25 protein-coding genes are annotated in these 25,837 nt (G+C 65.3%); 4 read left to right on the top strand and 21 right to left on the bottom strand.

Annotated features, from left to right (window positions below; translation table 11 throughout):
* The coding region (locus tag G8O24_RS36770) for a solute carrier family 23 protein (protein WP_188107406.1) at positions 1-1,008 on the bottom strand (1,008 nt) is incomplete at its 3' end.
* 124 nt (positions 1,009-1,132) lie between these two features.
* Here G8O24_RS36770 and G8O24_RS36765 point away from each other — a divergent pair.
* Complete coding sequence (locus G8O24_RS36765) at positions 1,133-2,461, top strand: dicarboxylate/amino acid:cation symporter (protein ID WP_188107405.1); 1,329 nt, start codon at positions 1,133-1,135, stop codon at positions 2,459-2,461.
* Positions 2,462-2,650: 189 nt separating this feature from the next.
* Here the strand turns inward: G8O24_RS36765 and G8O24_RS36760 are convergent, their stop codons facing one another.
* Both G8O24_RS36760 and G8O24_RS36755 read right to left on the bottom strand, forming a co-directional pair.
* Positions 2,651-3,391, bottom strand: a complete 741-nt coding sequence (locus tag G8O24_RS36760; protein WP_188107404.1) for an SDR family oxidoreductase — start codon at positions 3,389-3,391, stop codon at positions 2,651-2,653.
* Between the two features lie 93 nt (positions 3,392-3,484).
* Positions 3,485-5,098 (bottom strand): ABC-F family ATP-binding cassette domain-containing protein, encoded by a 1,614-nt coding sequence (locus G8O24_RS36755; protein ID WP_188107403.1) that lies wholly within the window; start codon positions 5,096-5,098, stop codon positions 3,485-3,487.
* A gap of 253 nt (positions 5,099-5,351) precedes the next feature.
* Between G8O24_RS36755 and G8O24_RS36750 the strand changes: the two genes are divergently transcribed.
* On the top strand, positions 5,352-6,200 hold the full coding sequence (locus tag G8O24_RS36750) for a tetratricopeptide repeat protein (RefSeq protein WP_311972263.1): 849 nt from the start codon (positions 5,352-5,354) through the stop codon (positions 6,198-6,200).
* Here G8O24_RS36750 and G8O24_RS36745 read toward each other — a convergent pair.
* From G8O24_RS36745 to G8O24_RS36730, 4 genes are all read right to left on the bottom strand, one after another.
* A complete protein-coding gene (locus G8O24_RS36745) occupies positions 6,190-6,909 on the bottom strand; it encodes a hypothetical protein (protein WP_188107402.1) in 720 nt (239 codons plus the stop codon). The two genes, G8O24_RS36750 and G8O24_RS36745, sit on opposite strands and share 11 nt — an antisense overlap.
* Before the next feature lie 113 nt (positions 6,910-7,022).
* Positions 7,023-8,270: a metal-dependent hydrolase family protein gene (locus tag G8O24_RS36740; protein ID WP_188107401.1), complete on the bottom strand. Its 1,248-nt coding sequence runs from the start codon at positions 8,268-8,270 to the stop codon at positions 7,023-7,025.
* A 12-nt stretch (positions 8,271-8,282) separates the two neighbouring features.
* A complete protein-coding gene (locus tag G8O24_RS36735) occupies positions 8,283-8,786 on the bottom strand; it encodes a GAF domain-containing protein (protein WP_188107400.1) in 504 nt (167 codons plus the stop codon).
* Positions 8,783-10,141 (bottom strand): MFS transporter, encoded by a 1,359-nt coding sequence (locus tag G8O24_RS36730; RefSeq protein WP_188107399.1) that lies wholly within the window; start codon positions 10,139-10,141, stop codon positions 8,783-8,785. The genes G8O24_RS36735 and G8O24_RS36730 overlap by 4 nt, the downstream gene beginning before the upstream one ends.
* A 166-nt stretch (positions 10,142-10,307) precedes the next feature.
* Here G8O24_RS36730 and G8O24_RS36725 point away from each other — a divergent pair, with 166 nt between their 5' ends.
* Positions 10,308-11,174 carry a LysR family transcriptional regulator gene (locus tag G8O24_RS36725; protein ID WP_306666334.1) on the top strand — a complete coding sequence of 289 codons (867 nt, stop codon included), beginning with the start codon at positions 10,308-10,310 and terminating at the stop codon, positions 11,172-11,174.
* Between the two features lie 5 nt (positions 11,175-11,179).
* On the opposite strand, the gene G8O24_RS36720 is transcribed toward G8O24_RS36725, so the two are convergent.
* Genes G8O24_RS36720 through G8O24_RS36680 form a run of 9 tightly spaced genes read right to left on the bottom strand, consistent with a single transcriptional unit; the run spans position 11,180 to position 19,322 of the window.
* A complete protein-coding gene (locus G8O24_RS36720; RefSeq protein WP_188107398.1) occupies positions 11,180-11,527 on the bottom strand; it encodes a RidA family protein in 348 nt (115 codons plus the stop codon).
* Positions 11,528-11,542: 15 nt separating this feature from the next.
* Entirely contained in the window at positions 11,543-12,664 is a 1,122-nt protein-coding gene (locus G8O24_RS36715; RefSeq protein WP_188107397.1) for an NAD(P)/FAD-dependent oxidoreductase, read from the bottom strand.
* Positions 12,661-14,079 carry an FAD/NAD(P)-dependent oxidoreductase gene (locus G8O24_RS36710; protein WP_188107396.1) on the bottom strand — a complete coding sequence of 473 codons (1,419 nt, stop codon included), beginning with the start codon at positions 14,077-14,079 and terminating at the stop codon, positions 12,661-12,663. The genes G8O24_RS36715 and G8O24_RS36710 overlap by 4 nt, the downstream gene beginning before the upstream one ends.
* Positions 14,076-14,372 carry a (2Fe-2S)-binding protein gene (locus G8O24_RS36705; protein WP_188107395.1) on the bottom strand — a complete coding sequence of 99 codons (297 nt, stop codon included), beginning with the start codon at positions 14,370-14,372 and terminating at the stop codon, positions 14,076-14,078. Before G8O24_RS36705 ends, G8O24_RS36710 begins: the two co-directional genes overlap by 4 nt.
* Positions 14,373-14,400: 28 nt before the next feature.
* Positions 14,401-15,537 (bottom strand): NAD(P)/FAD-dependent oxidoreductase, encoded by a 1,137-nt coding sequence (locus tag G8O24_RS36700; RefSeq protein ID WP_188107394.1) that lies wholly within the window; start codon positions 15,535-15,537, stop codon positions 14,401-14,403.
* Positions 15,538-15,545: 8 nt separating this feature from the next.
* On the bottom strand, positions 15,546-16,352 hold the full coding sequence (locus G8O24_RS36695) for an ABC transporter permease (protein ID WP_188107393.1): 807 nt from the start codon (positions 16,350-16,352) through the stop codon (positions 15,546-15,548).
* Positions 16,349-17,224: an ABC transporter permease gene (locus G8O24_RS36690; protein ID WP_188107392.1), complete on the bottom strand. Its 876-nt coding sequence runs from the start codon at positions 17,222-17,224 to the stop codon at positions 16,349-16,351. The genes G8O24_RS36695 and G8O24_RS36690 overlap by 4 nt, the downstream gene beginning before the upstream one ends.
* Complete coding sequence (locus tag G8O24_RS36685; protein ID WP_188107409.1) at positions 17,221-18,261, bottom strand: ABC transporter ATP-binding protein; 1,041 nt, start codon at positions 18,259-18,261, stop codon at positions 17,221-17,223. Before G8O24_RS36685 ends, G8O24_RS36690 begins: the two co-directional genes overlap by 4 nt.
* Before the next feature lie 23 nt (positions 18,262-18,284).
* A complete protein-coding gene (locus tag G8O24_RS36680) occupies positions 18,285-19,322 on the bottom strand; it encodes an ABC transporter substrate-binding protein (protein WP_188107391.1) in 1,038 nt (345 codons plus the stop codon).
* A gap of 276 nt (positions 19,323-19,598) precedes the next feature.
* Here G8O24_RS36680 and G8O24_RS36675 point away from each other — a divergent pair, with 276 nt between their 5' ends.
* Positions 19,599-20,498, top strand: a complete 900-nt coding sequence (locus G8O24_RS36675) for a LysR substrate-binding domain-containing protein (RefSeq protein ID WP_188107390.1) — start codon at positions 19,599-19,601, stop codon at positions 20,496-20,498.
* On the opposite strand, the gene G8O24_RS36670 is transcribed toward G8O24_RS36675, so the two are convergent.
* The 5 genes from G8O24_RS36670 to G8O24_RS36650 are packed head-to-tail and all read right to left on the bottom strand — an operon-like array spanning position 20,495 to position 25,836.
* Entirely contained in the window at positions 20,495-21,868 is a 1,374-nt protein-coding gene (locus tag G8O24_RS36670) for an amidohydrolase family protein (protein WP_188107389.1), read from the bottom strand. The genes G8O24_RS36675 and G8O24_RS36670 overlap by 4 nt on opposite strands.
* Positions 21,865-23,448 (bottom strand): ABC transporter substrate-binding protein, encoded by a 1,584-nt coding sequence (locus G8O24_RS36665; RefSeq protein WP_188107388.1) that lies wholly within the window; start codon positions 23,446-23,448, stop codon positions 21,865-21,867. The genes G8O24_RS36670 and G8O24_RS36665 overlap by 4 nt, the downstream gene beginning before the upstream one ends.
* Before the next feature lie 21 nt (positions 23,449-23,469).
* On the bottom strand, positions 23,470-24,126 hold the full coding sequence (locus G8O24_RS36660; RefSeq protein WP_188107387.1) for an aspartate/glutamate racemase family protein: 657 nt from the start codon (positions 24,124-24,126) through the stop codon (positions 23,470-23,472).
* A gap of 8 nt (positions 24,127-24,134) precedes the next feature.
* On the bottom strand, positions 24,135-25,019 hold the full coding sequence (locus tag G8O24_RS36655; protein WP_188107386.1) for a polysaccharide deacetylase family protein: 885 nt from the start codon (positions 25,017-25,019) through the stop codon (positions 24,135-24,137).
* Positions 25,006-25,836: an ABC transporter substrate-binding protein gene (locus tag G8O24_RS36650; RefSeq protein WP_188107385.1), complete on the bottom strand. Its 831-nt coding sequence runs from the start codon at positions 25,834-25,836 to the stop codon at positions 25,006-25,008. The genes G8O24_RS36655 and G8O24_RS36650 overlap by 14 nt, the downstream gene beginning before the upstream one ends.
* Between the last annotated feature and the right edge of the window lies 1 nt (position 25,837).

The following is a 25,837-nucleotide window of genomic DNA, read 5'->3' as shown; positions in this document are numbered from 1 at the left end:
CACGGTCGCCGCAAACGCAAACAGCAAGGTCGAATAGACCTTCGTCGCCGCCATGACGCCGATGTTCTCGGCATAGGTGGTGACACCGGTACCGCCGCCGCAGGCCGCCACGATGGTCGCAAGACTGTCCGCGAACAGAGCGCGGCCAAGATAGGCATCGAGACTGCGACCCGTCATGGCGCCGACGGCCTTGATGTGCCCGAGGTTCTCGGCGACGAGGATGACCGCAACCGGGGCGATCAGAAAGATGGCGTCGGCCTTGAAGGTCGGCGTCGTGAAGTTCGGCAGGCCGAACCACGGCGCGGCCGAAAGCTGCGCGAAATCGATCGGCTTGCCGAAACCGAGACCGTTCGCAAACAGCAGGTACAACAGATAGCCGCCGATCGCCCCCAGGATGATCGGCAGGCGGCGCCACAGGCCGGGCGCGGCCACGGCCACCACGCCGATCATCAGGACGGTCGCAAGGCCGATCCAGGTCTCGAACGCATTGGCACTCACCGCCTTGACCGCGACGGGCGCGAGGTTGAGGCCGATTGCGGCGACCACGGCGCCCGTGACGGCCGGCGGCATCAGGCGCTCGACCCAGCCGCTTCCCGACCACATCACGATCAGCGCGATCATGCCATAGAGCACGCCGGCACCAACGATGCCGCCGAGCGCAACGGAGATGTTCGGATTCGGCCCCTGCCCGGCATAGCCTGTGGCGGCGAGGACGACGGCGATGAAGGCGAAGCTCGAGCCGAGATAGCTCGGCACGCGTCCGGCGACGATGACGAAGAAGATCAACGTGCCGATGCCGGAGAACAGGACCGCAACATTGGGATCGAATCCCATCAGCAGCGGCGCGATGATCGTCGAGCCGGACATGGCGATGCAATGCTGCAGGCCGGAGACGATGGTCTGGTCCCATGACAGTCGCGCCTCCGGCATGATGACGCCCGCGGTCTTCAGCGTCCAACGCGGAAAATAGCTCTGCGCCTGCTCGGTCGCGCCTGATGCGTTCGACATGTTTCCCCCATTGCGGTGCAGCGATTGATCTTCGTGCGATCCGACAAAAATGTGATTGTTGCTTATGCTGCGATCATCACATGATGTAAATCATGCAAGATCAATGCGTTCCGAGACCCAACTTATGACACAGATTGCGATCCAGCCAGCCGTCCACCGCCGGCATCAGCCCTGGTACAAGATCCTCTACGTCCAGGTGCTGATCGCGATCGCGCTCGGGGTGCTGATCGGCTATTCCTATCCGGATCTCGGCAAGGCTCTGAAGCCGCTCGGCGACGGCTTCATTGCACTGATCAAGATGATGATCGCGCCGGTGATCTTCTGCACCGTGGTGCACGGCATCTCCTCGATGGGCGATCTCAAGCGGGTCGGCCGGGTCGGGCTGAAATCACTGATCTATTTCGAATCAGTATCGACCGTGGCGTTGGCTTTCGGCCTCCTGGTCGGCGAGGTGCTCCAGCCCGGGCACGGCTTCAACATCGATCCCGCGACGATCGACCCGAAGTCGGTCGCAACCTATGTCACCAAGGCCAAGGAGGACGGCATCGTCGCCCATCTGATGGGGATCATCCCCGACAGCTATTTTGGTGCGATCGCGCGCGGCGACCTGCTCCAGGTGCTGCTGGTCTCGATCCTGTCCGGGTTCGCCATCGCCTTCCTCGGCAAGGCCGGCGAGCCGATCGCGGAGGCCGTCGACAAGGCCGCGAAGATGTTCTTCGGCATCATTCGCATCATCGTGCGCGTGGCGCCGATCGGCGCGTTCGGCGCCATGGCGTTTACCGTGGGTGCCTACGGCCTTGGCTCGCTGCTCAACCTCGCCGCGCTGATCGGCACGTTCTATCTCACCAGCATCCTGTTCGTGCTGATCGTGCTGGGCTCGATCGCGCGGCTGGCCGGCTTCTCGATCCTGCGCTTCATCGCCTATATCAAGGACGAGCTCCTGATCGTGCTCGGCACCTCATCGTCGGAAACGGTGCTGCCCCAGATGATCCAGAAGATGGAGCATCTCGGCGCCTCGCGCTCCGTGGTCGGCCTCGTGATCCCGACCGGCTACAGCTTCAACCTCGACGGCACCAACATCTACATGACGCTGGCGACGCTGTTCCTGGCGCAGGCCACCAACACGCATCTCACCATCGGGCAGGAGCTCGGCATTCTCGGGATTGCCATGATCACCTCGAAGGGCGCTTCGGGCGTCACAGGCGCCGGGTTCATCACACTCGCGGCGACGCTCTCGATCGTGCCTGATATTCCGATCCAGTCGATCGCGATCCTGGTCGGCATCGACAAGTTCATGAGCGAGTGCCGCGCGCTGACGAACCTCGTCGGCAACGGCGTCGCGTGCGTCGTCATCAGCATCTCCGAAGGCGAGCTCGACCGCGAGGCGCTGCACGAGACCATGGCGCATCCGCTGGAGATGGGCGAAGCGCTGGAGCCAGGTGGCAGCCCGTAGAGCCGCGCTCCCAGAGATCGGCGCAGGCGCAGCCCGGTTCCATTGCGGTAGTTTTCCGGAATGGAAAATTGTCGCAGTGCGAGTCACAACACTGGCGTTGGGATCACCGATTGATACTCATCCATTCCACCCGACGCGCTGGGGGCAGGGCGTCGGGTATTTGAACATTATCCGGAACAGGCGGCGGGATCAGATGATCCCGCCATTGGCGCGCAGCACCTGCCCGTTGATCCAGCCACCATCAGCACTCGCCAGGAACGCAACTGCCGCAGCGATGTCCTCGGGCTGGCCGAGCCGCTCCAGCGGCGCGAGCTTGGCGAGATGGTCGACCAGCTCCTTTGACTTGCCGTCCAGAAAGAGCCTCGTTGCGGTTGGACCGGGCGCCACGGCGTTGACGGTGATGTTGCGTCCGCGCAGCTCCTTGGCCAGCACATGCGTCAGGGCTTCGACCGCCGCCTTGGTGGCGGCATAGATGCCGTAGGTCGGGGACAGGATGCCGGCCTGGCTGGACGACAGGTTGACGATGCGGCCGCCACTGCGCAGCCGGCGCGCCGCCTCGCGCAGCGTGTTGAAGGTGCCTTTCAGGTTGATCGCGACCTGGCTATCGAACCCGGCATCGTCGGCGTCGGCCAGTGCCGCCAGCCGCATCACGCCGGCATTGTTGACGAGCACGTCGACGCCGCCGAACGCGCGCTCGGCCGTCTCAAACATCTGCGCCACGGCGGCAGCGTCGCTGACATCGGCCTGCGCGGCGACGGCCCGGCCGCCGGCCCGCACGATCTTCCCGGCCAGCGCCTCCGCTTCAGCGGCACTGCCGGCATAATTGATGACGACGGCAAAGCCGTCTGCGGCGAGGCGTTCTGCGATCGCAGCGCCGATGCCGCGCGAGCCTCCGGTGACGATGGCGACTTTCTTGCTGGCGTTGGACATTTTGCCTTCTCCGTGATTCCGGGCCGCTGGCCGCGGCTGACACGGAGGGATTTGCGCCTTTCCTGATGGAAGATCATCAGCCGGCGGCCGGCATCATTGTTCATCTGGGTCGAACAATCTGCCTGATGCGCCGATATCAAGCCGGCGCGTCACCCCGATGGCCTGCAGGAACGCCTCGTCATGGCTGACGACGAGCAGCGCGCCGTCATAACCGCGGAGGCCCGCTTCGACGGCTGCGATGGACTCGAGGTCCAGATGATTGGTCGGCTCGTCCAGGATCACCAGGGAGGGTGGCGTCGAGCCTCCCAGCACGCAAGCAAGCCCCGCGCGAAACAACTGCCCGCCGCTAAAGCTGCCGACGATCTGCATGGCCGCATCCGCGCGAAACATGAAGCGCGCCAGCGCGGCATGGCATTCGTTGGCACCCGCCTTCGGATTGAGACGTCCGAAATTGTCGAGGATCGAGATTTTGGGGTCGAGCAGGCTGACCTTCTGGTCGAACAGCGCGAAGTCGGGCCTGACCCTCACGATGCCGGCAACAGGGCGCAACTCGCCGGTGACGAGCTTCAGCAGCGTCGTCTTGCCGGAGCCGTTGGGCCCGACAATCGCGACGCGTTCCGGACCGACGATGCTGAACGATAAATCGCGAAAGATCGGCTGCTCGGGCTGATAGAATGCGCTGACGCGATCGAGCCGAACCAGCTCCCTGCCCGCCGGAAGCTGCGTCGAGGATAATTTCACCGACAGCGGCTGAAGGATTTCAATGCGGCGGCGGGCGGCGCCGACCGCATCAAGCGCCTCCGCGCGTCGCCGTTCAGCGATCTGCGCGGCCTTGCCGCCGCTGTCCTCGCTGCGATCCCGGCGTGCGCCGGCCAGTATCCGTGGCATGTCGCCCTTGGCCCGCTTCTTCTTGCCGCCGCTGTCCTTGCGTGCCTTGCGTTCGGCCGCCTCCTGCGCCTTGCCGTCGATCTCCGACAGGTGCTTCTCGGCATGGGCGAGGTCGTGCCTGACGGCCGCGAGCGCGACCGCCTTCTGCGCGCGATAGCTGCTCCAGTTGCCGCCATATCGCGTGGCGCCCAGCGACGTCAGCTCGACGATGGCGTCCATCGTGTCGAGCAAATCCCGATCATGACTGACGACGATCGCGCCGCCGCGCCAACCCGCAAGCAAATCAGCCACCGCCTTGCGTCCGTCGCGATCGAGATTGTTGGTGGGCTCATCCAGCAGCAGGAAGTCCGGCTCGGAGAACAGCAGCGCAGCGAGACGAACGCGCGTGACCTGCCCGCCTGACAAATGGTCCAATTCGGTGTCCGGCGCGATATCGAAGCCGACACGGGCAAGGGCGGATGCGAGCCGCGTCTCCAGAGTCCAGTCGACCTCGGCGATCTCCCCGGTCGAGGCATCGCCACGCTCCGCCCGGCGAGCCAGATCCAGGGCATCCCGCACGCCGAAGAGATCGACGACCGTCGCGCCTGCGCGGAGCTGGGCATCCTGACGCAGCAGCCCGATGGTGCCGCTGACGGTCGCACGACCCGACTGCGGAGCGTGCTCACCCGCGATCGCGGCCAGCAGCGTTGTCTTGCCGACGCCGTTGCGGCCAACGAGGCCGGCGCGTTCGGAACCGAAAGTCAGATCGATGTTGGAAAGGAGAGAGCGGCCGTCAGGCGTAGACAGCGACAGGCGCGACAGGATGATCGAAGCAGGCATGGAATTCCCCGTGAGCAAAGCGGATCGGCGTTGCGGTCGGGGTAAAATCCATGGCTGCTAATATCCCTGATGAGGGCGCGTTCATAATCCCGTCGGCCGGCAAGATCAAGCCAAGATTAGGCCAGGATCAGGTCATGTCCTCGGAGCGGCCACCAAGGCCTCACGAACTCGTTGATGGACGCTTCGCGTCGCGCACGATAGACGCGGATAAAGCCCGTGTCTGGATGACAAGCCACAACAAAGAGGCCAGGACGTGACCGGCAGGCCGAACAGCGCGCTCGCCCAGCTGTTGCAACAAGCCTTCATGGCGCTGCGGGCCAGGCAGTTCGACACTGCACGGCAGCTTGCCAGCGAAGCCCTCAAATCCAATCGCGCGGACCGCAATGCGGTCATGATCCTGGCACACGCAATGATCGGCCAGGGCCGTACGGAGGAGGCGATCGCGCCGCTCGAACGCGTTGTGCGGCGCAATGACGATCCGGAGATGGAGACACTGCTCGGCCATGCGTTGTGCGGCGCGCGGCGGACAAGCGACGGGATCGCACAATTGCGCAAGACCACAGCCCGCCGTCCGCCCTATCTGCCGGCGTTCCAGGAACTGGCCGGCCAGCTTGCGAACACCGGCGAGATCGGTGCGGCGGTCGCGATCATGCAGGAAGCCCTCGCGCTCGCGCCTGGCAACGTCGACCTGCAGCTCGACCTCGGCCGCCTGCATCTGCGCAACAACAATCGCAGCGAGGCGCGCCGGGTTCTGGCGGCTGCGCGCGCCGCGGCGCCGGGACGCACCGACGTGTTGACCGAGCTTGCGTGGGCGCAGCTGCGCGACGGTTCCTACAAGGAGGCCGCCGACACCTACCGTCACGCGCTCGGGCTTCGCCCGGACGACTTGCTGTCACGCGCCAATCTTGCGGTCTGCCTGATGGAGATGGGTGAGCGCGCCAGCGGCGAGGCCGCCCTGCGTTCGGTGTTTCGGGGACGACCGCACATGCTGGGCCGCGCCGCCCTCGCGATGGCCACCTCCTCGCGCGGCCGCTTCTTCTTCCGTCCGAGTGCGGCGGCGAAATTTTTCGCGCGCGAGCCCGAACGGGGGGCTACGCCCTGAACTTCCGGCGATACATCCCTGGCTCGCGTTTCAGCGCGGCGTGCAAAGCTTGGACCTTCTGCGCCTCGTCCTCCGTGAAGGCGGACGTCTGCCCGGCCCAGCCTTCACGCTTGACTGGAATGCATTGCGCGATCGGCGTGCCCTTGGGCAACACGCCGCGAAAGCTCGTGTCGTGCCAGTGCGCCGGAAAGTGGATCCAGCTGTCGCGATAGCGGTCGCAATCGACGAGGCCGCTCAGCGTAGTGAAGGGCAGATCGAAGCGGTTGACCGGATGCGTGAAGAACAGCGCATAGCCTTCCGGGGCTTCGATGGTCCAGAGATTGTGAAACTTGATGACGAAACGATCGGCTTCGAACAGCGGCGAGCCGGTGAGCTGGCTCTGGTCGTGAAAGCTGATTGGCGAACGCGGAAAGTCGATCTCGCCGCCCGGAGGGATGTCGTTGTCCCAGACGATCTCGCCATCCTCGACCTTGAGATCGCAGATCAGCGGAATCAGGAAACCGCAGGTCATCGCGTCGATGAAGGGCGGACAGCGCTTGATGGTGTCGTCGTCCTGCTGGTTGAGCGCGCTAAAGGCTGTGGTCGGCATCGACTTGAGCCAGTCGGGGACGCCGAGGTTGGCCGGGATTGGCTGCGGCAGCAGTCCTTCCAGCTCTTTGGGGCAGCGAAATTTGATCGCCAGCTTGTTGTTATTGGTCTGCGAGGACATTGGGCATTCCAGCCTAGTCCCCTATCGATATGCGGAAATCATCGCAAGCAGAAGCCCCCGTAGCAGTTCCGGACCATTACATCTTCGTCATGTTTGAGCCACCTTGGCCCCGTCTACGCAGCCAGCCTGTCGAACTGGACCCTGCCGGCCTTCATCACCAGCGGAATGCGTTCGCCCTGGCCGAGCAGGCATGTGATGTCACGCAAGGGGTCGCCATCGACCACCAGCAGATCCGCGAGAGCGTCGGGCATGATCCGGCCCAGCTTGCCCTCCATGCCAAGCACCTCGGCTCCGACCAATGTCGCGCTGGCGATGACCTCGCGCGCGCCCAGGATTTCCGCGCGGATGCGGAATTCGTCGCTCTGGAGCCGTTGCGACGGTCCAAGCAGGTCGCTGCCGTAGCCCATCTTCACTCCGGCCTTGCGATAGATCTCGAGCGAGCGCAGGCCGGCATCACGGACGTCGGCGATCTTGGCGACGCTCTCCGGCGGCAGGCCGTATTGCGCGCCCTCGTTTGCCAATGCTTCGTAGGTGACGAGCGTCGGCACCACATAGGCGCCCTTCGCGGCCATCAGGCGCGCGACCTGATCATCGATGAGATTGCCATGCTCGATTGTGCGCACGCCGCAGCGGACGGCGCGCGCGATCGCCGCCGCGGTATAGGCATGGGCGAGCACATAGGTCTGCCGGCCCTGGGCCTCCTCGACGATGGCGCGGATCTCGTCCTCGGAGTAGCCGAACGCACCGACCGGATCGGTCGGCGATGCGACGCCGCCGGAGGCCATGATCTTGATCTGGTCGGCGCCCATCTGCAGCTCCTCGCGCACCGCCTTGCGCACGCCGTCGACCCCGTCGGCGACGCGCGCGAGCGCACCGACGCGCACGCAGCAGGGACACGTCGTGTCGCTGGCGAGGTAATCCGAACGCGCCCGCATGTCGCCATGGCCGCCGGTCTGGCTCAGCGCGCGGCCCGACACGAACAGCCGCGGGCCATCGGTCAGGCCGGTCTCGATCGCCTGCTTCATCGCGTGGCCGGCGCCGCCGGCATCGCGGACGGTGGTAAAGCCTCGCCGCAGCATACCGCGCAGCAGCAATGTCGAACGCAGCGTCACCAGCACATTGGGAATGTGAACCTGTTGCGCCAGATTGAGCTCGATCGCGATGGTGTGTACGTGAAGGTCGATCAGGCCGGGCATCAGCGTCTTGCCCTTCAGATCGATGGTCCGCTCAGTGGTGGCCTTGATCGGCCGATCCGAGACCTCCTTGATCAGATCGCCTTCGACCAGCACCTCATGGCCCTCCAGCAATTCGCCCTGAAGTGGGTCGAGTAGAGCGGCGTTCTTGAAGAGGGTGCTGGACATGATGGTTTCCTGTCAGGGCTGGGCCGGCGCGAGCAGCGCCGGCAATGTGAGCTGGGCAAACGGCAGGCAGGCGGCGACGTCGTCCTCGTCGTACCAGCCCGCCTCGTGCAACAGATTGAGCGATCCGAGCGTGCGTCCGCGCCAGCGCACGGGCATGTTGAGCACGCTTGCGCAGCCGAGCGAGGCAATCAGCGCGTGGTCGGAAAATACGTTGCGCAGATCGTCGTGCGTGCGGCCAATATAGGCCTCGCCGCGCTCGAGCACCGCTTCGGTCCACGGCCCCGGCGCCAGGCGCTTGCGTCCGTCCCTGGGATAGGGACCGGGAAGGTTGGAATAAATCCGCGCGGCCTCACCGGTCTCGCCCTCGTAAGTCAGGATCGTGAACAGCTTGTGCCCGATCGCCGACTGCAAGGCCTGGTCCAGCGCGCCAAACAATGCGCCCGGCTGATCCACTTTGTCCTGCGCCGAGGCGACGGCGCAGAGCAAAGGATCAGTCTTGGATCGTGTCCGCCTCATGCAACCTCACCCGACGCAATCTCTTCCAGCGACCTGCCGCGCGTCGGCACGCCCATCACCACCACGGTGAGCGCCCCGAGCAGCAACACGGTGGTGGTGACGCCGAACACGCCGGCGAAGCCGAAATTGGGATAGAGGTAGCCGACCAGGATCGGCGAGACGATCGCGCCGATGCGGCCGATGGCGGAGGCAAGCCCTGCGCCGGTGGTCCTGATCGGGGTCGGAAACACCTCGGCAGTGTAGGCATAGACGCCCGCATAGGTGCCGTTCATGAACAGCGAGAGCAGAATGCCCGCAATCATGATGTGCTGATCCGTCTGCGCAAAGGCGAGACCGAGCGCGCTGGCGCCGCCGAGCAGCATGTAGGTCGCTATCGTCGCCTGCCGGCCGATGCGCTCGTTGAAATAGGCGGCGCTGAAATAGCCGGGAATCTGCGCGCAATAGATCGCGATCGAGTAGCCGAAGCTCTTGGTGATGCTCATGCCGTTCTGGACCAGGAGACCGGGGATCCAGACGAAGAAGGAATAATAGCTGAAGGTGATCGCCAGCCACATAATCCAGGTCATGATGGTGATCCGCGCCTGGCGGGCGGCCAGAAGCGCCGCGAAATTCGCCAGCAGCGTTCCGCCGGTGTCGGTCGGGGCCACGGCTTCGAGGACAGGCTGCGGCAGGACACGGCCTTCGCGTGCAAAGCCCGCCTCGATCCTGTCGAGAACGGCCTCGGCTTCCTTCTCCCGCCCCCGGCTTTCGAGCCAGCGCGGCGATTCCGGCAGGGCCCGCCGCCACCACAGCAGCATGACGACCGGCACCGCCGTGATGATGAGCACGATGCGCCAGCCATTGTCGTAGGAGGGCACGATGAAGTAACCGAGCAGCGCCGCGGCCACGAAGCCGAAGGAGAAGAAGCCGGCGAGCGCGCCGGTGAAACTGCCGCGGTAGCGCCGTGCCACGAACTCCGCGAGATAGGGCGCGATGATCGCGCTCTCCGCCCCGGTGCCCATGCCGGCCACGATGCGCGCGGCGAAAAAGGCGGGCCAGGTGTCGACCACCGCACTGACGATGGATGCCGCGCAATAGAGCGCCAGCGCCGACATCATCACCGCGCGGCGCCCGATCAGGTCACCGAGCGTGCCGGCGAACAGGGCCCCGAACAGGAATCCGATATAAGTGCTGCTGCCGAGCACGCCGATCTGGACGCTCGACAGATTCCATGCCGTGCGCAGCACCGGCAGGATGAAAGCGAGCACCGCCGCGTCCATCGCGTCGAACATGTAGCCGAGCCCGCCCATCAGCAGCAGATGCGAGTGAAAGCGTGCGAACGGAAGGCGCTCGATGCGCGCCGATATCATCGACATGGAAGTCCCCTCTGATGTCACGGGCCCGGCGCGCCGCTCGGGAGGCAACCATAGACAAAGTGACATTATCGTCATAATTTATAATCTTGATCTGATATATCACCACGGTGAATGTGTGTCGTTCCGCGCGCTCGACCTCAACCTGCTGAAAGTGTTCGAGGCGCTCATGACCGAGGGCAGCGTCACGCGCGCGGCGAACGCGCTGCGGATGACCCAGCCTGCGGTCAGCAACGCATTGGCGCGGCTGCGCGACGCGCTCGGCGACCCTCTCTTCGTGCGTTCCGGCACGGGCATTCGCCCGACCCAGCGCGCCGCTGCGCTGTGGGAGCCAATCGGAGAAGCGCTGGAACGCATGCGCGGGGCGCTCGACGAACAAGTGTTCGATCCGGCCCGCGCACAGACCGAGTTCAGCCTGTCGATGTCGGACTACGTTTCTTCGCTGGTGATGCCTGATCTGCTGAAGCATCTCGGCGGGATCGCGCCGAAGGCACGCGTCCATACCGTCCCCAACACCGTCTTGGAGATCGGCGACCAGCTCGAGGAGAACAGGGTCGATTGCGTGCTCAGCGTTTATGTCAACGAAGCCCAGCAGCCCGCCGCGATTCGCTCACGCTCGCTGTGGACCGTCGATTACGCCTGCTTCATGCGGCGCGGCCATCCGCTGGCGGCCCAGAAGCGGCTGAGCATCCGGACCTTCCTCAACGCTGCGCATGTCGATGTGAGCCTCGCCGGAAAGACCCTGCCCTCCTACGACCTCTTTCTCGCTTCACGTGGGCTGTCGCGCAACCTGGTCGCGACCGTGAATCACTACAGCGCCGCCTATGAGGTCGTGCGACAGTCCGACCTCATCGCGGTGCTGCCGAGCGACCTCCGCTCGCAATCAAGGCAAGCGCCGTTCCTGCACGCGATGCCGATACCGCTCCGGGCTCCGCCACGCATCGTCAGCCTGTTCTGGCACCAGCGTAACGACACCGTGCCCGCGCAGCGCTGGCTGCGCGAGACTCTGGTCGGGATGTTCGCCAAATCCGAGTGAGCGGATCAGCCCTTCAGCGCAGTGACGACGACCTCGATCAACGCCCCGCCGCCGAGATCGGCGACGCCCACGGTGGCACGGGTCGGCAGATTCTCACCGAAGAACTCGGTCCAGGCCGCATCCATCTCCTTTTTCTTCGAGAGATCGGTGACGAAGATCGACGCGCTGACGACGCGGCTCTTGTCGGTACCGGCTTCCTTGAGGTAGCCGGCGATCTTGCCGAGGATGTTGCGGGTCTGGTCGCCCATCGAGGCCGACGTATCGTCGGCGATGGTGCCGCCGACGAAAACGAAGCCGTTGGCCTCGACGGCGCGGTGCATGATGGGCGTGCGGATGCTGCGGGTGATGCTCATGATGTCCTCTTCTTCTTAGAGCGTGGAGGGATGGAACCGGTCGATGCCGAGATCGCCGATGCGGGTCTGGGTGCCGCCGTTGACGACCAGCTCCGCCATCACGGCGCCGGCGCCGGGGCCGAGCTGAAAGCCGTGCAGCGAGAAGCCGAACTGGTGATAGAGCCCCTTGTGGCGGCTGCTCGGTCCGAACACGGGGATGTCGTCCTTCATCTTCGCCTCGATGCCGGCCCAGGCGCGCACGATGGTGGCGCTGCGCATCACGGGGAACAGCTCGAACACGGTGCGGGCGCTGATGGCGAGGCTCTTCCAGTCCAGCACCGTCTCGTTGCGGTCCTGGTAGGGCGTCGCCAGATGGCCGCCGCCGATCAGTACCGTACCGTTCTTGAACTGCTTGAACGACAGCTTTCGTCCGCGCAGGATCACCACGGGGTCGATGAAGTGCGGCACGCGCGAGGTGATCATCAGCATCGGTGCGACGGTCTCGACCGGCACCGGTTCGCCAAGCGCGGCCGCGATCCTGCCGGCCCAGGCGCCGGCCGCGTTCACCAGCACTGGAGCGGCAAAACTTTCCGAACCCGCATCGACGTGCCAGAGGCCGTCGCTGTAGTGGATGTTAGAGGCGGCGACGCCTTCGCGCACGATCGCGCCCAGTTGCTCGGCTTTGCGCCGGAACGCCGTGGTCGTCTGCGCCGGATTGGCGGCGCCGTCACGGCGCGAGACCACGCCGCCGGGACAGGTCTCCGCGACCGCGGGCACGAGACGGCGCAATTCGGCCGAATCGATCAGCTCTTCGTGGGTGAAACCGAGCGCGTTGAGCTCGGCGACACGGGCGCGGCAAACCGCAAGCTCGTCCTCGTTCTCGGCAACCAGCACCTGACCATGGCTCTCGAAGCTGCAATCGTCGTCGAGGAGATCCGAGATCTTCTCCCAGATTCCCATCGAGCGGATCGAGAGCGGGATCTCCGGAACGTGCCGCGCGAGCTGCCGGACGCCGCCCGCATTGACGCCGGAAGCGTGCCGGCCGGCGTAGTCCTTCTCGATCAGCACCGGCTTCAGGCCGGCGAGACACAGATGCAGCGTGGTCGAGCATCCGTGGATGCCGCCGCCGATGACGATCGCATCGACGTTGGTCGTCATCCTCGCACCACCGCCTTGACGTCGGACTCGCTCTTCGGCACGGCGGCGAGCTCGGCCAGCGTGATCGGCTTCACCGGCGCACGCAGCCGGTAATAGCCGATCTCCTGCGGAGTCTTGCCGCGCGCCTGCGCCATCAATTCGGTGACGGTGAGACCGCAGAGACGGCCCTGGCACGGGCCCATGCCGGTGCGGCGATAGGCCTTGAGCTGGTTCGGCCCGGTCGCACCGATCGCGACGGAGTCGAGAACGTCCATGGCCGTCACCTCTTCGCAGCGGCAGACGATCGTGTCGCCCTGGGGAATGCGGAATTGCGGCGCCGGGCGGAACAGCGTGTCGAGGAACACGCGGCCGCGCTCGGCCCTGGCGAGATCGGTGCGGAGCGTCGCCATCGCAGGGAGCTTCGCCGCTGCTGCTGGCGCCAGCGCGTCCACCGCGCCACGCGCCGCGATGCGGCCCCGCACCACGGCCGCATTGGCGCCGCCGATGCCGGCGCCGTCGCCGGCGATCGCGATGCCGGCGACCGACGAATTGCCGTTCGCGTCGAGCACGGGCGACCAGCACAATTGCAGATCGTCCCAACGATGCTCGATGCCGGCCGCCATCGCCAGATTGACGTTGGGCACGACGCCCTGGTGCAGCAGCAGGAGATCGGCAGGAATGGTCTCGCGCTTGCTGCCCGCGACATAGCTCACGCTGGCGAGCTGGCCGTCCCCCGATGCGGAGAGCTCGGTGACGCCGGAGACGACCTGCACCTTTGCCTTGACTTCGCGCATCATCGACAGGCCCTTGGTGAAATAGGGCGAGGTCACGAACGCAAAGGCGTGAGGCAGCGCGGCGAAATAGTTGCCGCGTGCGGTGGTGTCGAGGATGCGATCGATGCGGCCGCCGAGCCGCAGGATCTGCGCAGCAAGCAGCCACAGCAACGGCCCTTGCCCCGCGATCACCGTGCGGCCATCAGGCACCAGCGCCGAGGATTTCAACATGGTCTGCGCGGCTCCCGCGGTCATCACGCCGGGCAGCGTCCAACCGGGAATCGGGAACGGCCGCTCCAGCGCGCCGGTCGCGAGGATCACGCGCTTGGCCTTGACGAAGGCCGAGGCGCCACCGATCGAGACGGCGATGTCGAGATTGCGATCGAGGCTCCAGACCGTCGCACGATGGACGACCTCGGCGCTGCTCGCGCGGAGCGACTGCACGAGATCGGCACCGACCCAGTAATCCGCACCGAGCTGGCTGCGATTGGTAACGGGTGTCGAGGAAATCGCGCGAAACACCTGGCCGCCCGGGCCGGCATTCTCGTCGAGCAGCAGCGTGGACAGGCCGGCTTCGGCCGACGTCGCGGCCGCGGCAAGGCCGGCAGGGCCGGCGCCGATCACCACGACGTCGTAGTCTCCGCGCTTGGGGGCCACAGTCATTTTCCGATCTCCCGCTTGCCCTTCTGAATCTCGATCTGCATGCCGTCCGTGACGGGCACGAGACAGCCCTGGCGATTGCCGACGCCGTCGATGGTGACGAGGCAGTCGAAGCACACGCCCATCATGCAATAGGGCAGACGCGGCGCGCCGCTCACCGCGGTCGAGCGCCGCGCATCAAGACCGGATGCGAGCAGCGCGGCAGACACGGGGTCGCCCTGGCGTGCCGCGACGGCCACACCGTCGACGAAGATCCGCACCTGCGGCCGTTTGTCCTGTTCGGATCTCTTGAACATGGGATGCCTCTTGGCTCCTTCAGTATTTCTAATAGCCGCTGTTGTTCGCGGCGCCGGCGGCACCAAAACGGCTGGCGGAGAACGGACCGACCAGCTCGGGTTCGAGCGCGCCCTGCGCCACCATCCGCGCGACCTCGAAGGCGTGGTTGGAGGCGAGCGTCACGCCGGAATGGCAGCAGGCGACGAAGGCGCCGGGATGCGTCTCCGACTGGTCGTAGATCGGAAAACCATCCTGCGGCATGACGCGGATGCCGGACCAGCTCCTGACCACATTGAGCCGCGCCAGATGCGGGAACATGCGCTGCGCGCGGTCGGCCATCACGCCGCTGATCGAAGGCTTCAGCGTACGATCATCCAGCTCGTCCTCCTTGCTGTCGCCGATCATCACGGTGCCCTCGTCGGTCTGGCGCATCGTGGTGAGGGGATGCGGCAGGAACGGCATGGTGCGCTCGGTCACCACGACCTGACCGCGGGTCGGGCCCATCGGTGCGTAGAGACCGACCATCGGTGCCAGCGTCTGATTGGCGTTGCCGGCGGCGAGCACGATCTTGGCGGCGCGCAGCTCGCCCTTCGGCGTCGCCAGACGGAATTCACCACCGCCTTTGCTGATCGCTGAGACCGGACGCTCCGGAAAATAGTCGATGCCGAATGCCTTGAAGCCGGTGTGGAACGCGCGGAACGTGCGCAGCGAATTGACGTGGCCATCGAGCGGACAATAGCTGCCGCCGGAGACCTCGGGGCCGATCAGCGGCAGCGCCTTCCTGATCTCCGAAGGACGCAGCATCTCCATCTTGTAGTCGGCGGCTCCAACCTGGTTGTGCATGCGTTTGACCAACTCGGCGCGCTGGCCGAATTCGTCCTCGCCCAGCGTCAGATGAAAGCCGCCATTCTGCTGGAGCGCGACATCGAGCCCCGTCTGCTGCTTCAGCTCGGAGGCAAGCCGGCCCCACGCCTGCGAGGCCTGCACCGTCCACACCGTATAGGCCGGCATGCCGAGCCCCTTGCTCTGCACCCAGACCAGCGCAAAATTGGCACGCGAGGCACGCTTGGTGATGTCGCCTTCGTCGAGCACGGCGACCGTCTTGCCGAGCCGACCGAGGCCCCAGGCGATGGCGGAGCCGAGCAATCCGCCGCCGACCACGGCGACGTCGTAGTCCCTGGACATGGATTCTCCTATCGTCCCGTATCGCCCTTGCCGGCGAGCACGCGGTCGAGCCCGTAGAAGCGATCGAGCAGAATGAGGGCAGTCATGGTCACAGCGATCACGCAGGCCGAGACCGACGTCACCAGCGGATCGATGTTGTCCTGGATATAAAGGAACATGCGCACCGGCAACGTCTCCGTGCCGGGCGCCGCGAGAAAGACGGTCATGGTGAGATCGTCGAAGGACTGGATGAAGGCGAGCGCCCAACCACTAATGACGCCGGGCAGGATCAGCGGCAAGGTCACGCGGCGGAACAGCGTCCAGCCGCCGGCCCCGAGCGAGACCGCCGCCATCTCGACCGTGCGGTCCATGCCGGTCGCCGCCGCCAGCGTCAGCCGCAGCGCGAACGGAAACACGATGATGACATGCGCGATGATCAGCGCCGCGAAGCTGCCGCCGAGACCGGCCGAGGTGAAGAAGCGCAGGAAGGCGATGCCGAGCACCACATGTGGAATCATCAGCGGTGACAGGAACAGCGCGGCGAGCGCGTCACGGCCGCGGAAGCGGTAGCGCGCGATCGCCAGCGCCGCCGGCACCGCGAACAGCAGCGCAACGAAGGATGACAGCGCGCCGAGGCCAAGGCTGACCCAGAACGCATGGATGAATTCGGGATATTGCGCGATGGTTCTGAACCAGCGCAGCGAAAAGCCGTTGGTCGGCAGCGATAGGAAGCCTTCGGGCGTGAAGGCGACGAGGCAGACCACCAGGATCGGCGCCACCATGACGATGACGAAGATGGTATGGAAGATCAGTGCGAGCGGGCCATTCCGGCTCATCGGAACACCTCCGCGTAGCGGCGCTCGATCAGCGCATTGCTGCCGACCACGATCAGCACCAGCGCGACCAGCAGCAGCGTGGCAACGGCCGCACCGAGCGGCCAGTTCAGCGTGTTGAGGAATTCGTCATAGGCGAGCGTCGCTGCGACCTTGAGCCGGCGGCCACCGATGATCGCCGGCGTCGCGAACGCACTGGCCGAGAGCGAGAACACGATGATCGCACCCGAGAGCACGCCCGGCATGATCTGCGGCATGATGATGCGGCGGATGATGGTGAGCGGGCCGGCGCCGAGTGACATCGCGGCATTCTCGATCTGGGGATCGAGGCGCTGCAGCGCGGCCCATACCGACAACACCATGAACGGCATCATCACATGCGCGAGCGCGACGACCATGCCGGTTTCGGTGAACATGAAGGGAATGGGGAATCGGATCGCGCCTGCTGACATCAGGAGCTTGTTGACGAGGCCGTTGTTGCCGCCGAACAGCAGCGCCCAGCCGAGCGTGCGCGCCACCACGGAGATCAGGAGCGGCCCGAGAATGACCAGCAGGAAGAAGCTCTTCCAGCGTCCGCTCATGCGGTTGAGGATGTAGGCCTCGGGCGCGCCGAGCAGAGCGGTGAGCAGCGTGGTCAGGATGGCGATGCGAAACGTCCGCCAGAACATCTCGGCGTAGTAGGGATCGGTCGCGATCTCCTTCCAGTTCTTGAGGATGAAGACCGGCTCGATGCCCTTGTACTGGCCCCAATCGTGGAACGACAGCATCACCGTCATCGCCAGCGGAACCAGCAGCACGCCGACGAACAGCATCAAGGCGGGTCCGGTCAGGGCCCAGGGGGCACGCGTGTTGCGCTCTTCGGCGACTGCACTCATGCGCCGGCCCTCGCGCGCACGCTCATGTCCTCGGGACGCCAGGTGAGGCGAACGGCGTCGCCTTCGGCCGGCTGCACGGTGCCGTCATTCTGGCGGATCACGATGGCCGGGCCGCATTCGCTGTCGCACTGGAACAGCCAGTGATTGCCCTGGAAGATGCGCGTGATGATTTTGGCGCTGAGGCCCGTATCGCCAAAGCCGATTCGTTCGGGCCTGACGCTGACGGTCACAGGGCCGCCAAGCGCGGCCGGCGCCGGCGCGCGCCAGGAGCCCGCGACCAGCTGCGTCGGCGAGACGGTCCGGTCGATCGTCCCGGCAAAGTCATTGGTCTTACCCAAAAATTGCGAGACGAAGGCCGAGGCCGGCTTCTCGTAGGTTTCCTGCGGCGTGCCGATCTGCTCGATCTTGCCCTGACTCATCACCACGATGCGGTCGGACAGCGACATCGCCTCATTCTGGTCGTGGGTCACCAGAATCGTGGTGGTGCCGATCGTGCGCTGGATCTGGCGCAGCTCGATCTGCATCTCCTCGCGCAGTTTTGCATCGAGATTCGACAGCGGCTCGTCGAGCAGCAGCACGCTCGGCTTGATCACCAGCGCCCGCGCCAGCGCGACGCGCTGCTGCTGGCCGCCGGACATGCGGCGCGGATGGCGGTCCTCGTAACCGGCGAGGCCCACCATCGCGAGCGCGGCACGGACGCGCTCGGCCCTGTCAGCACGCGGCACATTGCGCATCTCCAGGCCGAAGGCGACGTTTTCCGCCGCCGTCATGTGCGGAAACAGCGCGTAGCTCTGGAACACGATGCCGAGGCCACGCTTGGCGGGATGGATCGCGGTCAGGTCCTTGCCCTCGAGGCGGATCGCGCCGCGGGTGGGATCGAGGAAGCCCGCGATCATCTGCAGCGTCGTGGTCTTGCCGCAGCCGGAGGGGCCAAGGAAGGAGATGAACTCGCCCTTGCCCACCGACAGGCTGAAGTCGTCGACCACAGTCTGCGCGCCGAACTGTTTTGCGACCCGATCGAGCTCGAGATAGGCCATGACGCTGGTTCCGCTGCGCACGATCAGCGTTCGACCTCGCGGTTCCAGCGCTTGGTCCACTCCTCGCGCTTCTCGTTGATCACGGTCCAGTCCGGATTGTAGAGCTTGGCCGCGCGCTCGCCGATCGGCGCCATCTTGCCGAGCTCCGGCGGCACCACCAACGATTTCAACACCGGGCCATAGCCGTAATCCTTCAGCATCACGAGCTGGATTTTTGGATCGAGCAGCATCTTCACGAAGCTGGACGCCAGTGGCGAGGCATTCGGCTTGGCGATAGGGCAGGCCGTGGTCAGCAGCGTCGCCGCGCCCTCTTTCGGATAGACGAAGTCGACGGGAAAACCGGTATTAGCGAAGCTCTGCACGCGACCGGTGCCCCACACCGCGATGACGGCCTGGCCGGATTGGAACAGCTCGGTCATCTTGCCCGGCGACGGCTCATAGGCGAGCACGTTCGGATTGATCTCGTCCTTGAAGATCTTGAAGCCGGAATCGACATTGGACTCGCCGCCGCCGTTCATCTTCGACAGCATCACCAGCGCTTCGAGACCATAGGTGTTGTTGATCGGCGGGACGACGAGCTGCTTGGCATATTTCGTGTCTTTGAGATCGTTCCACGAGGTCGGCGGCGCCCAGCCTTTCTCCTTGAACACCTTGGTGTTGTACATCAGACCCGTCGCGACGATGCCGATCGCAACCGCGCGATCGTCCTTGAAGCGCGCGGTGTCGTAGAGATCGGCGGCCGGCAGCCCGTCGAGCTTGCCGCAGAAGCCGAGCTGGATCGCCTGGTACATCGGGCCGTCATCGACGATGGCGACGTCGATCTGCTGGTTGCCCTTCTGGGCCTGGAGTTTCGCCAACGTGTCGGTGGAGTTGCCGGCGACATATTCAACCTTGACCCCGTTTTCCTTCTCGAAGGCCGGGATCACCTCGTCGCGGATGGTCTTCTCGAAAGATCCGCCATAGCCGGCGACATAGAGCGTTTTCTGCTGGGCCGAGACGGCCGTCGGGACGGCAATGAGCGCTGCGATGCTGACCGCGGTCAGAAGGCGAAAAGTCTTCATATGGACCGATCTCCAATACCGGAATGAGGTGACGTGCCGACAAGTCTCGCTGGCCGAAGCGCGTTGCCGCATTTCCTTCCGCGCCGATCCGCTGGAAACAGGGCTCCGGCCCCTGCGCAGCGGATTTTGGCGCGATCTGGAGGTTTGAACCCCTCCAATCTGCCGAAAAAGCGGGCTGTCTCCAGCTCTGATGAAAAAGATCGCAAACCTATGCTTCCATCGTCCAATGAATAATGGCATCCTTTGCATGCGTAAATGTTATGAATGGAATTGCGCATGGCCCGGATCAATTCGCGGCAGGTGGAAGCCTTCCGCGCCACCATGCTCACGGGCAGCGTCACCGAGGCGGCGGCGTTGATGAAGGTGACGCAGCCGGCGGTCAGCCGCTTGCTGCGCGACCTGCAGGCGCTGTTGAAGATGGAGTTGTTCGAGCGGCGCGGCACTGGCCTCGTGCCGACCGCCGCGGCGATGGCACTCTACACCGAGGTGGAGCGCTCCTTCGTCGGCCTCGAACGCATCACCGCCGCGGCGGAAGAAATCCGCGGCCGCCGCACCGGCTCGCTGCGAATCGCCGCACTGCCGGCGCTGTCGAACGGATACTTACCGCGGCTCACCGGTCACTTCCTGAAAGAGCGGCCGAACCTCAACCTCGCCTTTTTCGGCGTGATCTCGCCGATCGTGGTCGACTGGGTGTTGAACAATCAGTGTGATGTCGGCTTTGCCGAGGTCCCGATCGCGCATTCCGGCCTGCCGAGCCAGAAACTGCCGGCGCCGGCGCGCGTCGCGGTGCTGCCGACGGGTCATCGCCTCGCGGAAAAGACCGTGCTGGAGCCGCGTGACTTCGAGGGCGAGACATTCATTTCATTGTCGGCGGGATCGTCGAGCCGGCATCTCGTCGACCAGGTTTTTCATCGCCACGATGTCCGCCGCGTGCTGCGTGTGGAGACCGCGCTGTCCGAGATCATGTGTGGCCTGGTGTCGTCAGGACTTGGCGTTGCGATCTGCGACCCCTTCACCGCGCAGGAATTCGCAACCCGCGGCGTCGTCGTGCGCCGCTTCCTGCCGCGCATCGATTTCGAATTCTCCGCGGTGTTTCCCGCCCAGCGCAGCCCCTCCCCGGTCGCGCTCGACCTGGTCGAGACCGTGCGCAAGTCGCTCGCGGAGTTCGAGAGCTAGCCGTTGAACGCGGCCTGTGCCTCCGGCAGGTCCCAGATCTTGCCAATGGCAGCCGCGCCCGCTGCCGTGATCGCCGCTTCATTGGCGCCGAGATAGCGCCCCTCATTGATCAGCACGCGGCCGTCGACCATGACCTGGTCGATATTGGCGCGGTTGGCGAGCGCGATCAGCGCGCGGCGCGGGTCGAACAGCGGCTGCAGGTGCGGATGGGTGAGATCGACCACGGTGAGATCGGCGGTGGCGCCCGGCTCGATGCGGCCGAGATCCGGCCGCTTGATGACATCAGCGGCAACGGCCGTGTTCGCCTCGATCAGCTCCGGCGAGTTGGCGACGTCGGCGCGTTGCGAAGTGACCTTGGAGATCAGCGAGGCCGCATTGAGCTCGCCGAGCAGGTCCATGTTGTAGCCGTCGGTGCCGACCACGGTGCGCACGCCGTGCTCGGCGAAACGGCTGAATGCCGCAGTGACTCCGGCGCGCGCGAACACGCGCGGGCAGTTCAGCACGGTCATGCCGCGCGCAGCCATCAGCTTGAGATCATTGTCGCTGCTGAACATGCAGTGCGCCGCCATCAGATCCGGCGCGAGCAGGCCAAGCCAATCGAGATATTCTGCCGGCGTGCGGCCGCCATAGCGCTTGCCGATGGTCTCGACCTCGGCGCGGCTCTGCGCCATGTGCGTCGTGATGGGCACGCCAAGCTCGCGCGCCCGCGTGGCGCAGGCCTTGAGCAGATCGGGGCCGCAGGTGTCGGTGGCATGCGGGCTCATGGCGAGGCTGATGCGGCCGTCGCCGCGATTGTTCCAGCGCTGATAGAGCGCATCCCATGTCGCCAGGTCGGCGGCGCCATCATCGCCGGAATAACGGACTACGCCGTCGGCGCCAGCCTTGGCATCCGAGGTCGAGAACAGATAGGGCGCGCCGTAGAAGCGGATGCCCATCTCCTCCGCCGCATCGAACATCTCCGGGATCGAATTGCGGAACGGCTCCATCACCGTGGTGGCGCCGCCCTTGAGGAGCTGGAGGATGCCGAGCCGCGCCACCGCAAGGCGCTCTTCCGCCGACAGGATCTCGGCGCCGCGCTTGGTCAGCGGCAGCAGCACCGTGTAGACGATGCTCTGGTTGTTCTTGCGGCCGTTGCCGTCCTCGCTGTGGCTGCGCGCCACCGCTTCCGAGAAGCAGTGATTGTGCAGGTTCAAGAGGCCTGGCAACACGAAGCGGCCGGGGCGATCATAGATCTGATCGGCGCTTGGCTTGTCGCGCGTGATTGCCGCGATCCTCTTGCCTTCGACCAGAACCCAGTGGTCGCGCAGCACATCCTGCGCGCCATCCTTGCGTGACAGCACATAGCTGCCGAAAATTGCCGTGGTGCTCATGCGGGGCGCACGTTCCAGAAGACGGCGGTGCCGTCGAGAATGCCGGTGATGTCCTTGCGATAGGCGGTCGGCTGCTTGTACAGGCCGATCGGAATATAGGGAATTTCTTCGAACGCGACCGCCTGGATCTCGCGGCAGATGCGCTGCTGCTCGGCCAGCTCCGAGGCCGCCAGCCACTGGCTGCGCAAGGGCCCCATCTTCTGGCTCGCATACCAGCCGGCGACCTTGCCTTCGCCGCGGATATTGGTGTTGCCGGCCGGATTGAGCCAGTCGATGCCCTGCCAGTTTCCGACCGCCGCGCTCCAGCCGCCCTGCCCGATCGGGTCCTTTTTCAGCTGCCGCTGCAACACTACCGCGAAGTCGAGCCCGGCATATTCGACGTTCATACCAGCCTTGCGCAACGAATCCACCGCGATCTCGCCGAGCGGCTTCTGCGCCAGCGAATTGGTGGGGACGAGCACCACGATCTTCTCGCCGTTGTAGCCGGCGGCCTTCAGGTCAGTCTTGACCTTGTCGTAGTTGCGCGGGCCACGGAACACGTCGAGGCCGACATCGCTCGCCATCGGCGTGCCGGGCGCGAAGTAACCGATCGGCGAGACCTGAAATGCCGGGTCGGTGCCCGCAACGGCGGTCATGAACGCGGACTGGTCGATCGCGCCGAGCAGCGCGCGGCGGATGGCGGGGTTGTCGAATGGCGGCTGCAGATGATTGAGCCGTAGCATGCAGGCGTAGCCTCTGGGATCGAGGATGCGCGTCTCGATGTCGCCGGCGGCCTTGATGATCGGCAGCAGGTCATGCGGCGTGGTTTCCTGCCAATCCTGCTCGCCGGTCTGAAGCGCGGCAACGCCGGTGCCGGCATCGGGCGTGGTGGTCCAGACCACGCGGTCGTAGTGGACGATCTTCGGCCCGGCGGTCCAATCCGGCCTGCCGTCGGTGCGCGGCTGATAGCGCTCGAATTTGGCGTAGGCGTTGCGAGATCCCTGCACCCGCTCGTCGGCGAGATAGCGGAACGGACCGCTGCCGATGACTTCGGTCAGCGGCTTGAACGGATCCTGACTCGCCAGCCGCTCCGGCATCATGAAGCAGGCGTTGATCGCGGCCTTGCCGAGCGCCTGCGGCAGCAGCGGGAACGGGCGCTTGAGACGGAAGCGGATGGTGCGGTCATCGGCGGCCGAGAGCTCGGCGGTCGCCTCCATCAGCTCGCCACCAAAGCCGTCGCGTGCGGCCCAGCGGCGGATGCTGGCAACGCAATCGCGCGCCAGAACGCGCTCGCCATCGTGCCAGAACAAGCCGTCACGCAGGCTGAGGTCCCACTGCAATTGGTCACCGGAGATGACGTGGCCCGACAGCATCTGCGGCGAGACCTGGAGCGAGGAGCTCATGCCATAGAGCGTGTCGTAGACCATGAAGCCATGGTTCCGCGACACCTGCGCGGTCGAATAGATGGGATCGACGAAGGCGAGGTCGATCACAGGGATGAAGCGCAACGTGCTCTGCGATTCAGCACGAACGATGCTGGGCAGTGACAGCGCCGGCATCGCGGCGGCGGCTTTGAGGAACGAGCGACGGGAGAGAGACATTCCAGGAAGTTCCAAAGGATTTCAGGTGTTCAACAAGACTGCGCCGATCGCGACCGCGACCGCCTGTTGCGCCGGCTCGACCACGGGGACACCGATTGCATCGGCAATCGCCGCGCGGTGCGAGGCCATCCCCGCACAGCCCATCACCACGACATCGGCGCGGCACTGCGTGACCAGCGCGCGGCCGGCTTCGATCAAACGCCCGCGAATATCCGCGCTGGCGGTCTCCGCCGCGCTGGCACCGACCGACCAGCTTCCGGCATAGCGGCCGTCGACGCCCATCACCCGCGCCATGCGCTGCTGGCGGCGGATGCTCGATGGCGACAGCGCGATGATGCCGAAGCGCTCACCCAGCATCAGCGCACGAAAGATGCCGCATTCGGCGATGCCCAGCACCGGCCGCGTACCTGCCGCCTCACGCACCGCATGCAGGCCAGGATCGCTGAAGCAGGCCAGCACGAATGCATCCGCATCGTCACGCGTGACGCGCCCCACCAGCGGCATCACCACGCTGTCGGAATCACGTTGCGAGCTGATGCTCGGCGGCCCCTCGGCAAGGCCGACCACCTCGATCTCAGGCCCGCTTGACATCCGCAACGGCGCGACCGCTTCGTCGATCGCCGCCGTCACCGACGCCGAGGAGTTGGGGTTGATGACGAGGATGCGGCGACCGGTCATGGCACTTCTCAACGGTTGGCGGCCTCGTGGCGCAGGAAGTTTTCCGCAATCTTCTCGCCGGTGGTGATCCAGACATCCGGGCAGGATTTCGCATAGGTGAGAAACTCGCGCAGCAGGCGCAGCCGCATGGGGCGGCCGCTGCATTGCGGATGCAGCACCGTCGTCACCATCGCGCCCCAGTCGCGAACCTCATCCAGCTCGTCCTTCCAGATCGAGAGCACGTGCTCCTTGGGAAAGATCGAGCGCGGGCTGAAGCGCGCGGAGAGGCCGTGCATCCAGTCGTCATAGCTCGCCGTCACCGGCAGCTCGATCGTGCCGGGCTTGCCGTCGGCGAGGCGATGACGGTACGGCCTGACATCGTCACGGAACGAGGAGGTATAGACGATGCCGTGGCGCACCAGCGCCACGCGCAGCTCCTCGGTGAACTCGCCATAGGGCGCCCGATAGCCGGATGGCTTGACGCCAAGCCGGCGCTTCAGCGCGTCGAAGCCGCGCTCCAGTTCCTCCTCGATCCAGGGATCATCGGGATCGGGCAAGAGATGGTGATAACCGTGATGGCCGATCTCGTGGCCGGCCTTGAGGATGGATTCCGCCATCGCCGGATGCGCATCGACCGACCAGCCCGTGACGAAGAAGGTCGCCTTGAGATCGAGCTGGTCGAGCAGTTCCAGCAGCTTCGGTGTGCCGACGCGGGCTTCATAGCCGCCATAGCTCATCGTGATGAGCCGCTGCGCATGCACCGCGTCCTTGCTGGTCCACGCGCTCTCCGCATCGACGTCGAACGACAGGAACATCGCCGATGTGTACGGCTTGGGCCAGGGATAGTCCGGCGCGGGATCCGCGGTGTTGGCTGGGGTGAGCGGAATGCTCTGGAGTGCCTTACTGTCCAGCATTGATCGTCGCCTTTTCTATTCCGTTGTCGTTCAGTTTCCATTTCGCCAGCAGCGTCTTGTAAGTGCCGTCGGCGATCAGCCCATCGAGCGCCTCGACCACGGCCTGCTGCAACGCCTGTTCCTTGACCGGCAGCGCAATTCCTGTGAACTGCGTTGCGAAGGGATCGCCGACCGGCGCATAGGTGCCCGGCTCGAGATCCATCAGATAGGGCAGCGTCTCGTTGCCCTGCACCGCGGCGTCGATACGGCCCTGCCTGAGCTGCGTGCGCGCATCGGCCGAGCCGTCGGTGCCAACGAACTGGACCGGGTTGCCGGCGCAATTCTTCTGGCTCCATTTGTCGATCTCTGCCGGAAACATGGTGCGGCGGCTGGCGCCGACCTTCTTGCCGCACAGCGCAACCATGTCCTTGAACTCGGAGGCGCGGGATTGCTGCACGAAGAATTTCGGGCCACTGCGCAGATAATCGACGAAGGAGGCGATCTCGTGCCGGCTCGCATAGTCGGTGAAGCCGGACAGGATGGCATCCACCCGGCCCGTCGAGATCGACGGCATGAACTCGGCAAAGCTGGTCTCGGTCCATTCGATCTTGACGCCGAGCTTGCGCCCGAGCGCCTCGCCGAGGTCGATGTCGAAGCCCGACAGCGCGTTGGTGGCGGGATCGCGGAACTCCATCGGCGGATAGTTCGGCACCAGCGCCACCTTGATGCTGCCGCGCTTGGCGATCTCAGGCGGCAGCTCGATCGCCCAAGCCTGAACATCTAAGGCCGACACGGTCATGGCACCTAACAGCGCTGCTCCGATCAAGACTCTCTTCATC

Source organism: Bradyrhizobium campsiandrae (assembly GCF_014529705.1).
In the GTDB taxonomy this organism is placed as follows: domain Bacteria; phylum Pseudomonadota; class Alphaproteobacteria; order Rhizobiales; family Xanthobacteraceae; genus Bradyrhizobium; species Bradyrhizobium campsiandrae.
Note: the sequence above shows the minus strand (reverse complement) of the source record. Positions and strands in the feature narration are given on the sequence as shown.